This is a genomic window from Zhenpiania hominis (genome assembly GCF_014333425.1).
GTDB lineage: Bacteria > Bacillota > Clostridia > Peptostreptococcales > Anaerovoracaceae > Hominibacterium > Hominibacterium hominis.
Genome location: NZ_JACRYT010000003.1, coordinates 1 through 14,518, shown reverse-complemented (window position 1 = coordinate 14,518; position 14,518 = coordinate 1). Strand labels below are relative to the sequence as shown.

Here is a 14,518-nt window from a genome sequence, read left to right as displayed (position 1 = left end):
AACCGCAACGCTTCTCTACTCGTTCTCCTCATCCAGCTGCTCATAGATCGTGTATCCGTCTTTTCCGTACTGAAATTTCTGCACATACAAGGCCCTGTCCGCCCGGCGGTAGAGTTCGCTGAATTCTTCGTTTCCATACCCCTTTGCAATTCCGATGCTCTCGGAGGTTCCTGCCTTCCCTTCCCGGACAGGCAGGATCTTTCGGGCTTCCTCACAGATCTTCGCGGCTTTTGCTTCCAGAATTTCATCGCGGTTCCTTCCAGTATAGAACACGCAGAATTCATTGCCGCCCATTCGTCCAATAATATCGTCTTCGCAGAACACGAATTTTAAGATTTCCGCGGTCTCGTTAATCTGTTTGAACCGATCCAGGTCGATCATAAAAAACGCGCCGTTCATTGGCATAGAATAAAGTTCGATTGCCAGTTCAATCTTTTTACGCGCATTCGCCCGCCTCCACCGGCACAGAATATCGATCAGTTGAGAGATAGTCCTCAAATTCCCCTTTCTCAAGATCTACTTTATATGTCGCAATGATATTCTTCTGCATGATATTGGAGAACTGTTCCTGTTTCCGGTAGGTTTCAATCTCATCCTCTGCAAAAGAAAGAGGATAGGCATCGATTTCCTGAATATCGACAGACAGTGGCGTAGCCTGCACCATATTGATCTTCCACTCCCCATTGATTCTCCGCATGCCGGCGCATTGTCCGATATGGCTTTTCCGCTGTCTGCCCCGCGTGATTGTTGTAATGGAAACGGTCGCGCTGATTCCCGCGTAATCCTCCCCATAATAGCGGATCTGCATATTGCTGTACTGAATTACCGTCTTTGTATCATCCACATCGTTTCTGGTATTCAGCAGAATCGGCCGCAGATCTTCTCTGCAGCGCACGATTCCCTGCGCTCCCATTCCGATTCCCATCACATCTTCTGTAAAAAGCTGAATGACTTCATCAATGTTGTGAGTAATCAGGCTTCCCTCAATAAAAGCACAAAAGCACGCTCTAATCCGTTCCTGTTCTGACAATAAAAGCACCTCCCCTTTATAACAAACCCCTATGCAGCTTACTCTCCATCCGCATAGGGGTTCACTTCAAAAAGTCATCTCAAATCATCATCCGCTATACGGCGCCGCTGTTTTGTTCCCTAACCGTTTCATTGATATGATACCGGCTTTCGCCATATTTTTTTGGCAGGATGTTTAGTGCGATAAACAGCAGTACCAGTGACACAGCCAGCGTAATGACGGTGCTGATTCCAAAACCGAGTTTTCCAGTAAGGCCTGCGATAATATAACCGATCAGACAGCATACCGCAACCGTCGCCGCATAGGGCACCTGTGTTCCTACATGCTGCAGATGATTGCACTGCGCGCCGGTAGAGGCCAGAATTGTCGTATCGGAAATCGGAGAACTGTGGTCGCCGAATACAGATCCCGCCAGAGTCGCAGACAGGGTCGTAATCAGCAGTTCTGGCGCAGCGATTTCACAGATCGAAATAATAATCGGGATCAGGATTCCGAAGGTTCCCCACGCAGTACCTGTCGAGAAGGATAAGAGGCACGCAACAATGAAGATCAGCGCCGGAAGAATCCAGACCGGTACGCCGGAAACTTCTACAAGATGCGCCACATACGGCCCGGTTCCCAAAAGATCGCGGCATACTCCGCTGATGGTCCATGCCAGAGTCAGAATGATGCAGGCCGGAACCATAGATTTCACTCCAGGACCGATGCAGTCGAAAAATTCTTTGAAAGTTAATACTCTCCGAAGCATAAAATAAATAAAGGCGAAAATGAGAGCGCAGAAAGCTCCTAACGCAAGAGCCGATCCCGCGTCTGTATTTCCGAACGCGTCAAAGAGAGACATTCCTTCTCCCGACCAGTATCCGCCTACATAAAGCATCGTCAGAACGCAAAGAACGATCAGCGCGCAGATCGGAATAATCAGGTCGATGATTTTTCCTTTGCTTCCTTTTATCTGCCTCAGGAACTCCTCTTCCATATCCTCGATTTCTTCTCTGCCCTCATTGATACCCTTTGCCGAAAGGGCTTCTGCCTTGTACATCGGACCGTAATCCGCATTCTTTTTGATTGCAATATAGAAAATCATAACAAGAGTCAGAATCGCATATAAATTCATCGGAATCGATTTTAAGAACGCTGTCATTCCGTTCATTCCCGCAGACTCCGGATAGTAAGACATGATCGACGCGGCCCAGGATGAAATCGGCGCGATAATGCAGACCGGCGCTGCCGTCGCATCGATCAGATACGACAGCTTTTCTCTCGACATCTGAAACCGATCCGTTACCGGACGCATAACTGTACCAACGGTCAGACAATTAAAATAGTCGTCAATGAAAATAAGCACTCCGAGCACACAAGTCGCGACAGACGCGCTGCGTTTGCTCTTCAATTTTTTCACTGCCCATTCTCCATACGCCTTTGATCCACCCGCTTTATTGACAAGCGCGACCAGAATTCCCAGCAGGCATAAAAACAAAATCATACTGGTGTTTTCCGCCAGCTTGCCTCCCATTAAATTTACTGTGTTATCAAAGATTCCTACAAATCCGTCACCATGCGCGAAAGAATAAATAACGGTTCCGGACAGGATCCCCAATACCAGAGAAAATACGACCTCCTTTGTGATGAGCGCGAGTACAATCGCCACAACAGGGGGCAGTACTGAAAGAAGCCCTACACTGACAGCTTCCCATTCCATAAGTAAAACCTCCTAACAAATAAAAAATGATGTATTGGCATACATCATCTATTCTATCAATATGGCGATCACTTGTAAAGTTCTTATCGACAAAATTATTGAAATTCTAGTATTTTCAGCGCTAAACAGCAAACGCGCAGCCGTTTTTGATGCTGCGCGTTCTGTCTGTTTTCCTGTTTATTTTCTGGCTTCATACATCAGGTACATGATATCCTGTGTAATCGCGGCTCCCGCAATGGCGGTAATGTTGCTCGGATCTTTATCCGGCAATACTTCTACCATATCCGCAGCAACGACTTTGATTCCTCTCAGCCCTCTCAGGACCTTCCGCACAAAGTCAGAGCTCGGTCCGCCGATAACCGGGGTTCCTGTTCCCGGAGCCGCCGCCGGATCCAGAGCGTCAATGTCAAAGGTCAGATAAACCGGCATATCTCCTACGATCCCCTTGATTTTTTCCGCCAGTTCTTCCGGCTTCATGTCCAGCGCGTCCATGGAATGAATCACATTGTACCCGCATTCCGTCATTTCGGTCCGGATGAATACCTGAGCCGAATGAGCCGGATCGATGCATCCTTCTTCCTGCAGATCATAAGCGAAGTTGGCGTGGGACAGATTCCTCGTTCCATCTGCCTTTGTCTCACTCTTTGTGCTGTCCTGATGAGAGTCAAAATGGATTAACGCCAGTTTTCCAAACTTCTCGCTTGCCGCTCTCACCGGTCCGTACGGAATCGTATGATCGCCTCCAATGGTCATCAGGCTGCATCCGGCATCCAGAATTTTTTTCGCATGTTTGTAGGAATCTTCCACCATGAATTCCGTTGCTTTCGCTCCAACCCAGTAACCGACATCGCCATAGTCCACCACTTTCGCTTCATCCGCCAGTTTGTACTCCCATGGATATTTGAAGCAGCAGGCGATGAGGCTCTGTTCTCTGACCGCTCTCGGGGCAAAGCGCGCTCCCGGCCGGAAGGTCACGCCGCTGTCAAAGGGCACTCCCATAACAACAATGTCCGCGCCTTCTACATCCTGTGTAATCGGGCAGTGGTTCCAGCTCGGAATTCCAGCGTAATGCAGATGTTCTTGTACTTCGTATTTCATTTTCCTTTTCTCCTCTCTTTTCACATTTCATTTAATTATTATCTTCTTTAAACCATTTGAACAGGCCGATCAACATGCCGATAATGACAAACAGGAATGGCACGGACAGCACAATACAGATGGTTTTAATCGTATCAAACGGCGCTCCGGCAAACATGATGGAAAGCGGCACCAAAGCCAGAACAACGCACCATACAAGACGGAATTTGGAATTCGGATTCCCGTTTTTATCCAGTTTCTTTGTAGCGGAAGCCGCCAGGGTAAAGGATGCGGAATCCAGTGATGTCGCCAGGAATCCCAGCGTCACCAGTGTAAAAATAATCGGAATAATCATGGTGCCCCCAGGAAGCTGCTCAAACAGTTCAAAGAGACCTGCCTGTGTATCGGCTGCCTTTGAAAGCTCATATGTTCCGCTCAATTCCGCTTCCATGCCAAAGCTTCCGTTTACTCCAAACATAATCCAGGTTCCGATGCTGATTCCGCCAAGACAGGTCAGAATCATCTCCCGAATCGTTCTGCCCTTTGAGATCTTTGTAATAAAGATTCCCATTAAAGCCGCGTAATTCAGGGCCAGAGTAAACAGGAAAATGGTGTTCAGTTCCGGGAATCCCGACTCCCGAATCGGATCGGTAAACAAACTCATATCCACATAGTTGCTAATCATGGTGCCGACACTTTGTGTGAAGTTTTTCCATATAAACTGTGTCGGTCCTGTAATGAAGATAAAGGCGATTAAGAAAATAGCGGCATACAGTGTCCAGTCGCTCAGTTTTTTCATTCCCCGCTCAATTCCAACAATGGAAGTAATCGAAAATACGACGGCTACCAGAATCAGTACAATTACATTTGTCGTAAAGGTTACTTCAATGCCGAAAATCTTTCCAATCCCTGCGCTGATCAGCGGAACACCTACTCCCAGGGAAACTCCCATTCCTCCTACAATACTCAAGATTGTGAGGGCGTCAATTAGCTTTCCAAGCTGTTTCTTATACTTGAAATTTCCAAGCATCGCTTCGCATACTGCGCTGACTCTCAGAACCGGAACTTTTTTCACATGATACGCATAAGCCAGAGAAACTGCAGTCAGCACAAAGATAACCTGCACACTGAACCCCCAATGGAAAAACGCATAAGAAAGGGACATCTCCGCCGCTTCCTGCGAATAAGGCTCAATACCGAAGGCCGGGTCCGCATAGTAAAAGGACCACTCTACAAACGAATAGTAGGATGCGGTCGCAGCCAGAGCCGCGCACATCATCATTGCAATATAACTGAACAGGGAGTATTCAGGTTCTCCTTCTCCCAGTTTAACATTTCCATGCTTGCTCAGCGCCAGATACAAACATAAAAACAAACCAATAAATACAAACCATAAAATCGGTACTCCCATTACCGATGTAACTGCATTAAATACCGCGTTTACTGCATTGAGGGTCGCCTCTGGTTTCAGGCACATAAAAAATACAAAGATGGCAACAAGAATAATACAGACAATGGAAATAGGTTTATCAATAATTGCTTTGTCTTTTATCTTGCTATTTTGCTTCTCCATAAACAACCTCCTAGTGTTTTAAGAAATAACAGAATGAATTATCGGCATGCCGCCTATAATTAACGCAAATCCCATGCCAAAACAAAAAGCTGAAAATTTCAACCTTTTTATCCATTGCAAAACCACTGATTATTCACATCCGAATTATGTTCCGCAAACGCTTTGTAAAATCAGCCTTTTTCTCCATATTCAATTTCGAATATGTCATTCATTTTTGAATATTTTCTCCTTCTATGCGGTCCCCGGCTTCTGGCAAATAAAAAAGAGCAATTTTTTAACTTGCTCTTTTTTATTTGCCAATATACTTTTGTATTTTCCGGTAAGCGGTTGGCTGGCTGATTCCCAAGGCTTTTCCAACTCCGATGCTGCTTCCGTATTTTCGATAAGCATCTCGGATCAGCTCTCCTTCAAATTCCTCAATCGCCTTGTTTAAATCATTTACGTCTCTTGTCTGTTTTTCTTCTTCCTTCAGCACCTCGGCCGGCAGGACCTCCCTTTGGATCTGATCTCCCTCGCTGGTCATCAGCGCCCGTTCTACGATATTGGAAAGTTCCCGCACGTTTCCCGGCCAGCTGTAGTTCACAAGCGCTTCCAGCGCATGCGGCTGAAAGGATTTGTGCAGTCCGTATTTCTCGTTATTTTTTTCTGTAAAGTAATCGATCAGCGGAAGAATGTCATCTCTTCTCTCACGCAGAGAAGGGATTTGGATCTGAATGACATTCAGCCGGTAATACAAATCTTTACGAAACAGTCCCTTCTTCGCAGCCTCCTCCAAGTTCCGATTCGATGCAGTAATCAGCCGAAAATCAACTTTAATTTCTTTCGTACCTCCGATGCGTGTAAGCACTTTATCCTGAATCGTTTTCAGCAGCTTTGCCTGCAGACCGAGCGGCATCTCTGAAATCTCATCTAACAGCAGTGTACCTTCGTTGGCCAGTTCGATCAAACCAACTTTCCCATTCGGTCCTGCGCCGGTAAAGGACCCTTTTTCGTATCCGAACAATTCGGATTCCAGAAGGTGCTCTGGAATTGCCGCGCAGTTAATATCGATAAACGGGCCCTTTCTCCGTTTGCTCTGCTGATGCGCAATTTTCGCCAGCATTGTTTTTCCGACTCCCGAAGGTCCCAGAATGAGGATATTCGCGTCAAAGTCCGCGATTCTCCGGATCGTCTCCAAAATATGCTCCATTTCTTTCGAATGTCCGATCACGCCGTTTTCCAGGGCTGCTTTCTGACGAAGCTGGTTAATCTCTTCTGTATACTGCCCGATCTTGTTTTCCAGCTGAGAATACTGTTCCTGCAGTTCCATCATTTCCGTTATATCCCGCGAATAACTCACTACTAGCCGAATCCGGCCTTTTTCATCAAAGACAGGCGTTGCGGTTACTACGATGTTTCGTTTCCTGCTGTTTTTCTGCTGCATGGTGATTTTTTCTTTTTTCTCCAACACTTTCGCGATCACCGAAGGTTTAAAAATCCCTTCCGCTTCCAGTTCATACACACTTTTTCCTACTACGCGCTCCTGATCGACGCCGTACCGTTCTTCAAAAGCCGGGCTCACCCGCAGCACCACGCCTTCTCCGTCGGAAATCAGAAGGTCGTCATGAATCGCATTAAAAATCGCGTCAAAATGCTCTTCCAGAAGCTTTGTTACCGCCTCCCGTTTTCTCATGTTCCCTCCTTTTACAGACCTTGTTCTTCCGCCCTGTCAATAGCGCTCTTGATGGTCTCTGCAGAAGATTCTTTTCCGTATTCCTCCACTTCTTTCTTGTTAGCCGGACCATGGGTCAGACAGCCGGCGCCGCCGATGCACCCGCCGGAACAAATCATCCCTTCAATAAAATTGTAATCCTTCATCAGCCCCTTGCTGGCCCGCATGAGAGCCGGTTTGCATTTATCCACGCCGTCGCAGACAATCGGATTGAAGACAAATCCTTCCGGATTCAGTTCTTTGACTGCTTCCTCCACAGCTGCTGTCACACCGCCGCTTCTTGCGAAAATCCGTCCGAAATAGGACGCCTCATCCAGCGATGTCTCCGGCAGTTCTTCAACGATAATATCCTTACTGTCAATCAGAGCCTGCAGTTCTTCAAAAGTCAGAACATAGTCAATATAATCCTTTACATGATCCTGCTTAATTTCTGCTTTTTTCGCAGTGCATGGCCCGATGAACACAATTTTCGCGTCCGGATCGTGTTCCTTAATAAATTTCCCCAAAGTTGCCATAGGCGAAAGGTTGTGGGAAATATGATCCGTCAGTTCCGGGAATCTCGTCTTTATGTACCTTACAAAAGCCGGACAGCAGGAACTCGTCAGAAAATCCTTTTCAATCAATTCCTGCGCTTCATCATAAGCAACCATATCGGCGCCCAGAGCGGCCTCCGTCACCATATAGAATCCCAGCTCCTTAATAGCGGTAACCACCTGTTCCAGCTTCGCGTAAGTAAACTGACTGGCGATCGCCGGCGCCACCATAGCGTATACTTTGTATTTTTTATTATCTTCACTCTCTTTAATCGTATGAATGACATCCACAATGCTGGAGACATCCACGGTCGCTCCAAAGGGGCACTGGTAGACACACGCGCCGCAGGCGACACACTTGTCATTATCAATCTGTGCCTCCCCTTCCTCTGCCATACTGATAGCGTCAAACTTGCATGCACGCTCACATGGTCGTTTAAAGTTCGCGATGGCGCTGTAAGGGCAGACGTCCGCGCATTTTCCGCATTCCACACATTTGCTCTTATCAATGTGCGCCATCTGCTCATCATCGAAATAAATCGCGCCCAGCTTGCAGGCGTCAGCGCATCGGTGCGCTACGCAACCACGGCAAAGATCCGTAACCGTATGCCCCGCCTCCGGACATTCGTCACAGGCAATATCAATAACCTGAATTACATTCGGATTATCTTTATTTCCGCCAAGAGCAATGCGAATCCGTTCCGCTACAATGGCCCTGTCTTTATAAATACAGCAGCTCATAGGCGGTTCGCCCTTTTTTACGATTTCATTGGCGATCTCATTAAACACCGCAAAAGAATCGTTCCCCAACCAGGTCTGATAAGCAACCTCCATCAAAACTTTGTATTTCAGTTCCTGTACATTTGTATCAAAAATTCTCATGTTTACCACCTTTTACTCATTTTTTAAATCCACAGATTGTTTTTTCTTTAACAATTTATAATCATTATATCATGACAACACAAAATCTGCAAGATAGTTTTAACATTTTATGTTCATACAGCAAATAAATACATTTTATTTCCTTGCATATTGAGCGCCTAAGCTAGTCAGCCCCTCACTCTCACCCTCACTCTCACCCTCATTCCCAATCCCCGGCCCGCATCTGCGCCAATATGCAAAAAGACGCAGCCCATTTAAGAACCACGCCCTTTTGCATTGTATATTCGTACCTTTATTTATTTTGTGGAAGCATCGTATAATTCTTCTGCGTTATCCCATTCCGCAATGATTTCCGGAATTACTTTGTACAGGTCGCCTACGATACCGAAGTCCGCAACTTCAAAGATCGGAGCATCCGGGTCTTTGTTGATTGCAACGATGATATCGGAAGTCTGCATACCTGCCAGATGCTGGATAGCACCGGAGATACCGCATGCAAAGTAGATTTTCGGTTTAACAGTCGTACCAGTCTGTCCAACCTGATGAGAATGATCGATCCAGCCAGCGTCTACTGCCGCACGGGAGGAACCAACAACTCCGCCAACTTTATCAGCGAATTCTTTAATCAGTTCGAATCCGGACGGATCACCCAGACCTCTTCCGCCGGAGCAGATGATGTCTGCGTCTGTCAGGGAAACTAATTCCTTAGCGGACTTAACGATGTCTTTGATCTGGATTCTGATGTCGCTTTCCGAAATCTGCGGCTTGTAGTCAACTCTTTCGCCAGTTGCGCCTGCAACTCTGTCTCTCTTCTGCATTACGCCAGGTCTTACTGTGGACATCTGCGGTCTTGTCTTCGGGCAGATGATAGTCGCCATCAGGTTACCGCCGAATGCCGGACGAGTCTGCTTGATTCCAGTGCTCGGATCGTTCGGATCCAGAGTGGAAGTGTCCAGAGTTGTGTTGTTCTTCGCGTATTCAATGTAGCTGGAAACTTTGATGTCCAGTCTTGTGCAGTCCGCAGTCAGACCGGTGTTCAGTCTCGCCGCTACTCTCGGAGCCAGGTCTCTTCCGATGTGAGTCGCACCGTAGATAACCAGTTCCGGTTTGTATTCTTCTACCGCGTCAACGATTACTTTTGTATAACCGTCTGTTGTGTAGTTCTTAAGGAGCGGATCCTGAATCATGACAACTCTTTCCGCACCGTATTCATAGCATTCCTGTTCCAGATGATCGATTCCGTCACCAACCAGCAGAGCACAAACTTTTGTATCTTCACTGATTTCTTTCGCCAGTCTGCGGCCTTCGCCGATCAGTTCCAGAGCAACATTCATCAGTTTGCCGTTTCTCTGTTCCGCAAATACCCATACATCTTTGTACGCGCTCAGATCAACCGCTGCATCATCACCAGTCTTTTCGATCGCATCGAACGGACATGCTGCGATACACTGGTTACAAGCTGTACATTTTTCATTGATAACAGCTACTTTGCCGTCCATGTCAATCGCATCGAACGGACATGCTTTCAGACATAATTTGCAGCCTTTACATTTATCTTTTATAACTTGAATAGCCATAGTATTATTCTCCTCCTCCTTCTTAGATTACATGTTTGCCTTTAAGACCAATCAGCAGGTTCTTAGCAATATCTTTTTCTGTGTCGCCTTCAACCAGAACGCCTTTGCCCTTTGGCTTCGGTGTGAAGGAACGGAATACGTTTGTCGGAGAAGCGTCCAGACCTACCGTGTTCAGGTCTACTTCGATATCCTTCGCGTTCCATACCTTGATATCTTTTTCTTTATCAAAGATTCCCTTCAGGGACATGTATCTCGGAGTGTTTAATTCTTTAATCGCAGTCAGCATGCACGGAGTCTGAATGTTGATTACTTCATATCCGTCTTCCAGCTGTCTTTCAACTGTGATATCCTTCAGATTGTCCGCGATTTCAAACTTCTGTACGTATGTAACCTGCGGCACATCCAGCTTTTCAGCCAGCTGCGGACCAACCTGAGCAGTATCTCCGTCGATCGCCTGACGTCCTGCGAACAGCAGATCGTAGTCGCCAACTTTATGTACAGCGGCAGCCAGTACATTGGAAGTCGCCCATGTATCGGATCCGCCTACTGCTCTGTCACTTACAAGGATACCTTCGTCAGCTCCCATAGCCAGAGCTTCGATCAGCAGATCTTCCGCCTGCGGAGGTCCCATTGTAATAACTGTTACATGAACATCATCGAATTTATCTTTAATTTTCAGCGCTTCTTCTAAAGCATTTGCGTCGTCATGGTTTAAGATACTTGGAACACCATCTCTGATCAGAGTACCGGTTTCCGGATTGATTCTGATTTCGTTTGTATCTGGAACCTGTTTTGCGCATACAATAATTTTAAATGCCATTTCTATTTCCTCCTTCTTCCTTATTTTCCAAGCACGGATGCAGCGATAACAATCTTCTGAACTTCAGAAGTTCCTTCGTAGATCTCAGTGATCTTCGCGTCTCTCATCATTCTTTCTACCGGATAATCCTTCGTGTATCCGTATCCGCCGTGGAGCTGTACGCACTTGGTTGTTACATACATCGCAGTCTCAGCAGCAAACAGTTTTGCCATAGCGGACTGCTTTCCATAAGGAAGATGCTTTTCTTTCATATCCGCAGCCTGGTAAACCAGCAGTCTTGCAGCTTCAATTCTTGTCGCCATTTCCGCAACTTCAAATCTCAGAGCTTCCATCTGGGACAGCTTCATTCCGAACTGTTTTCTCGCCTTCATGTATTCAACCGTTACGTCGAACGCGCCCTGCGCAATACCCAGAGCCTGAGAAGCGATACCGATACGTCCGCCGTCCAGAGTGGAAAGCGCTACTTTGAAGCCCTGTCCTTCTTCACCCAGCAGTCTGTCTTTCGGGATTCTGCAGTTCTGGAAAATCAGTTCTGTTGTGGAGGAAGCGCAGATACCCATCTTGTCCTCTGTCTTACCGATGGAGAATCCAGGATCGCCTTTTTCCACGATGAAAGAGGAAATGCCTCTAGTTCCCTTTGATTTATCTGTCATAGCCATTACTACAAAGGTATCAGCGTATCCGCCGTTTGTAATAAATACTTTGGACCCATTCAGAACCCATTCGTCACCTTCCAGGACCGCTCTTGTCTGCTGTCCGGCAGCGTCTGTACCAGCGCCCGGCTCTGTCAGACCGAAAGCACCCAGTTTTCTTCCTGAGAGCAGATCCGGAAGATATTTTTTCTTCTGTTCTTCATTTCCCCAGTTGAAGATCGGCCAGCTGCACAGGGAAGTGTGCGCGGAGCAGATAACGCCTGTTGAAGCGCATACTCTGGACAGTTCTTCTACTGTGATGGCATAGGAGATGTAGTCTCCGCCGGCGCCTTCATATTCTGTTGGGAACGGTACGCCCAGCAAACCATACTTAGCCATTTTTTCTACGGTTTCAACTGGAAATCTGTGTTCCTGGTCGATGTCTGCTGCGATTGGCTCAACTTCGTTCGTAGCAAACTCTCTTACCATTTTTCTTACGAATTCTTGTTCCTTCGTGAGTTGAAAGTTCATGTAAATGCCTCCTTAAATTATTAATAACGGTACGTGGTCGGTCTATTAAAATTGTCCGCGTTTTAATAGTCACTTTGTTACAAAAGTAACGACCATACACTCCTATTAGACCATATTGTATCAATTATTGCAAGTGGTTTTTTGCCCTTTTCTCAAAATTATTTAGCCCTTTTCCCGTTTTCAGACTTTTCTGTTGTATACAAGAATATTCCTGCTTCTAAAAAACACCGACAAGACATAAAATTGACACATGCTTGTTTTTTCTTTCTCTATTATTTGTACTAATTTGCTTTTTGGGAGCCGTTTTGTAGTATTTTTAACAAATCCCATCTGTTTTTATTTTTTGGCTGATAAAATTCGATCGGAATCAATGTTTTTTCACTCTGAATTTGTTGTTTCCAGTTTCTGTTTTTCCTTTACAAAATTGATTTTACACCATTTTTACGCCATTTGTGAGCTCTTATGTCACCTGCTTCAGTTTTCCTATTTCTTCTCTAACCATATCTTCATTTACAATGTGTGTATATCTATCCATCGTAATACTGATATTCGAGTGCCCCATGATATACTGAGCAAATTTCATATTCATGCCACACTTTTCGGCGCTATAATGCCATGGATTTTCTCGTTTATAGGTTGCTCTCCTGCTTCTCTGCTCTTTCCAAAAAAAGAACAGCCCCTCAGAAAACATTTTGCTTCCTAAGAGACTGCCTATAAAAAAGTGTTGAGTGGCTATTAATTATCTCACTTTGACTTTTTTAACTTTACTGTAAGCACCGTAAATCTTTGTCTTACCGACTTTCTTGTATGCACGGACTTTCACATAGTATGTTTTTCTCACTTTCAGCTTTTTGATAGTCCGTTTCACCGTCTTGTTTTTGCTGATGGTGATGTTCTTTTTGCCTTTTTGAACTTTTTGTTCTGGGCGTATGTAATCTGATAGCCGGTCGCTTTCTTATCCCGTTTCCAGCTTACTCTATTACTATATCACTGTTTCCCCTTTTCTTTGTACTGATTTTGTCTAGCGACTTTCTTTGCTCTTGGTTAATCTGTTTCCGTTCACCTATTTGTATCTTTACTATATAATATCATCAGGGACAGGTAGTTCCTCACTATACATAGGGGAAATCCATTTAAGTATAGCGAGGTTTCGAATTGAATCTGCAAGTTCAATATCTCTTTTATTTTTCCACCTGGGTTTCCAATTTATTACATAATCAAAGATATCTTTTTCTGACACGGCATCACTATGAGAAACTAAGTCTCTGTAAGAAAAAATTACTGTTGAAACCATTTCTGCCTGACTTGTTCGTTTTATACGAGAAAAAAGGTCTACCGTTTTTTCAACCGCATTCTTTTCTTGAACATCAAAATCTGTTTCAATAAATTTAAAGTTTTTCGTTACCTGCATCTCAACCATTTGACCGATATTTTTTTCAATAATAAGATTCGCATTTGAAAAAACTGTGATAGCACTATCTACTTCTCTGCAATATGGACCATATAATCCTTTGTTAAATTTAAAACCGGTATCAATCCCACAATCTGTCAGGATGTAACAGATTTTCTGCATCATCACTCTACCAACATGGAAACTATATTTTCGCTGGTTTATACGGTTAATAGTTTCTAAAATAAGCATCCATTTCGGATTAAAATATAAACTTTTTGTGCCTAAAACCTCGCTTGGTGAATGGACTAAATTCGACTCCAGGAAATCGCGTGTTAGTTGGTTTGTTTTTGTACCAAACGGAGCATAAATTTCAACCTCAATCGGTAAATCTTTAAGCCAATGATACATGATTGGGCCAACAAGTTCCCAATTTAAACCACCATTACCACATCCAAGGGGTGGAAAGGCAACGGATGATATATTTAATTCTTTATAATTATCAACAAACCATTTTAATCCCTGGACAATATAGGAAAGCTTCGAAGGTGAGCGCCAGTGTTTTTTTGTTGGGAAATTGATTATAGAATTTCCCAGTAAATCCTGATAGTAATAAGGTTTACCAGGCTGTAGGTTGCCTTGTTCACAGAGTTCGGCATATTCTTTGAACATATCTGGATATCGTTCTTTGAACTCTTTTGCGATACCTTTCCCCATTACACCCACACAATTAACTGTATTAACTAATGTCTTTTCTTTTGCTTTTTTCAAAAGCATCGTCATCGTTCCAGTCTCTTATATATATTATCTCAAAATCCAGAGCGGTTTCCATCTCATTTGGAGCAATAAATTTTGCATAGTTTCTAGGATAGTGTAAAATAATTGTGGAATTTTTGAGAGAGAAATAAAAAGAGACAGTTCCAAAATGATAAAATAGTTTTCACCACAAAAACTCACGAAAGGAACTGGTCTCTTATGGAAACAATTATACAACAAATCGCAAAAAAACTCATCAACAAAATATTGGAGAAAGCATATTCCGGAGGGATTTCCGATATCGATG

Annotated in this window: 12 protein-coding genes; all 12 read right to left on the bottom strand. The window is 44.7% G+C overall.

Annotated features, from left to right (window positions below):
* Positions 1 to 15 precede the first annotated feature (15 nt).
* On the bottom strand, positions 16 to 405 hold the full coding sequence (locus tag H9L42_RS04405; RefSeq protein WP_187302174.1) for a GGDEF domain-containing protein: 390 nt from the start codon (positions 403 to 405) through the stop codon (positions 16 to 18).
* A 31-nt stretch (positions 406 to 436) separates the two neighbouring features.
* Positions 437 to 1,030 (bottom strand): nuclear transport factor 2 family protein, encoded by a 594-nt coding sequence (locus tag H9L42_RS04400; protein ID WP_187302173.1) that lies wholly within the window; start codon positions 1,028 to 1,030, stop codon positions 437 to 439.
* A 94-nt stretch (positions 1,031 to 1,124) separates the two neighbouring features.
* Positions 1,125 to 2,729 carry a Na+/H+ antiporter NhaC family protein gene (locus H9L42_RS04395; protein ID WP_187302172.1) on the bottom strand — a complete coding sequence of 535 codons (1,605 nt, stop codon included), beginning with the start codon at positions 2,727 to 2,729 and terminating at the stop codon, positions 1,125 to 1,127.
* A 177-nt stretch (positions 2,730 to 2,906) separates the two neighbouring features.
* Positions 2,907 to 3,827, bottom strand: coding sequence for an agmatinase (gene speB / locus H9L42_RS04390; protein WP_187302171.1), 921 nt, complete (start codon positions 3,825 to 3,827; stop codon positions 2,907 to 2,909).
* 31 nt (positions 3,828 to 3,858) lie between these two features.
* On the bottom strand, positions 3,859 to 5,379 hold the full coding sequence (locus tag H9L42_RS04385; protein WP_187302170.1) for a BCCT family transporter: 1,521 nt from the start codon (positions 5,377 to 5,379) through the stop codon (positions 3,859 to 3,861).
* A gap of 289 nt (positions 5,380 to 5,668) precedes the next feature.
* Positions 5,669 to 7,051, bottom strand: coding sequence for a sigma-54 interaction domain-containing protein (locus tag H9L42_RS04380; RefSeq protein ID WP_187302169.1), 1,383 nt, complete (start codon positions 7,049 to 7,051; stop codon positions 5,669 to 5,671).
* Positions 7,052 to 7,062: 11 nt separating this feature from the next.
* Positions 7,063 to 8,505: a 4Fe-4S dicluster domain-containing protein gene (locus H9L42_RS04375; RefSeq protein ID WP_187302168.1), complete on the bottom strand. Its 1,443-nt coding sequence runs from the start codon at positions 8,503 to 8,505 to the stop codon at positions 7,063 to 7,065.
* Between the two features lie 296 nt (positions 8,506 to 8,801).
* The gene (locus H9L42_RS04370; protein WP_187302167.1) at positions 8,802 to 10,082 is read right to left on the bottom strand and encodes an electron transfer flavoprotein subunit alpha; all 1,281 of its coding nucleotides are present in this window, start codon (positions 10,080 to 10,082) and stop codon (positions 8,802 to 8,804) included.
* Between the two features lie 22 nt (positions 10,083 to 10,104).
* Positions 10,105 to 10,902: an electron transfer flavoprotein subunit beta gene (etfB, locus tag H9L42_RS04365; RefSeq protein WP_187302166.1), complete on the bottom strand. Its 798-nt coding sequence runs from the start codon at positions 10,900 to 10,902 to the stop codon at positions 10,105 to 10,107.
* Positions 10,903 to 10,922: 20 nt separating this feature from the next.
* Positions 10,923 to 12,065: an acyl-CoA dehydrogenase gene (locus H9L42_RS04360; protein ID WP_187302165.1), complete on the bottom strand. Its 1,143-nt coding sequence runs from the start codon at positions 12,063 to 12,065 to the stop codon at positions 10,923 to 10,925.
* Between the two features lie 460 nt (positions 12,066 to 12,525).
* On the bottom strand, positions 12,526 to 12,654 hold the full coding sequence (locus H9L42_RS17150) for a hypothetical protein (RefSeq protein ID WP_283243211.1): 129 nt from the start codon (positions 12,652 to 12,654) through the stop codon (positions 12,526 to 12,528).
* Between the two features lie 489 nt (positions 12,655 to 13,143).
* Positions 13,144 to 14,238, bottom strand: a complete 1,095-nt coding sequence (darG, locus tag H9L42_RS04355; RefSeq protein ID WP_187302164.1) for a type II toxin-antitoxin system antitoxin DNA ADP-ribosyl glycohydrolase DarG — start codon at positions 14,236 to 14,238, stop codon at positions 13,144 to 13,146.
* Positions 14,239 to 14,518: the final 280 nt, after the last annotated feature.

Coding starts and splice junctions, on each gene's coding strand:
- H9L42_RS04405 (WP_187302174.1), bottom strand. CDS start 405: ATGCCAATGAACGGCGCGTTTTTTATGATCGACCTGGATCGGTTCAAA.
- speB (WP_187302171.1), bottom strand. CDS start 3,827: ATGAAATACGAAGTACAAGAACATCTGCATTACGCTGGAATTCCGAGC.
- etfB (WP_187302166.1), bottom strand. CDS start 10,902: ATGGCATTTAAAATTATTGTATGCGCAAAACAGGTTCCAGATACAAAC.
- H9L42_RS04370 (WP_187302167.1), bottom strand. CDS start 10,082: ATGGCTATTCAAGTTATAAAAGATAAATGTAAAGGCTGCAAATTATGT.
- H9L42_RS04360 (WP_187302165.1), bottom strand. CDS start 12,065: ATGAACTTTCAACTCACGAAGGAACAAGAATTCGTAAGAAAAATGGTA.
- H9L42_RS17150 (WP_283243211.1), bottom strand. CDS start 12,654: ATGAATATGAAATTTGCTCAGTATATCATGGGGCACTCGAATATCAGT.
- H9L42_RS04395 (WP_187302172.1), bottom strand. CDS start 2,729: ATGGAATGGGAAGCTGTCAGTGTAGGGCTTCTTTCAGTACTGCCCCCT.
- H9L42_RS04385 (WP_187302170.1), bottom strand. CDS start 5,379: ATGGAGAAGCAAAATAGCAAGATAAAAGACAAAGCAATTATTGATAAA.
- darG (WP_187302164.1), bottom strand. CDS start 14,238: ATGACGATGCTTTTGAAAAAAGCAAAAGAAAAGACATTAGTTAATACA.
- H9L42_RS04380 (WP_187302169.1), bottom strand. CDS start 7,051: ATGAGAAAACGGGAGGCGGTAACAAAGCTTCTGGAAGAGCATTTTGAC.
- H9L42_RS04375 (WP_187302168.1), bottom strand. CDS start 8,505: ATGAGAATTTTTGATACAAATGTACAGGAACTGAAATACAAAGTTTTG.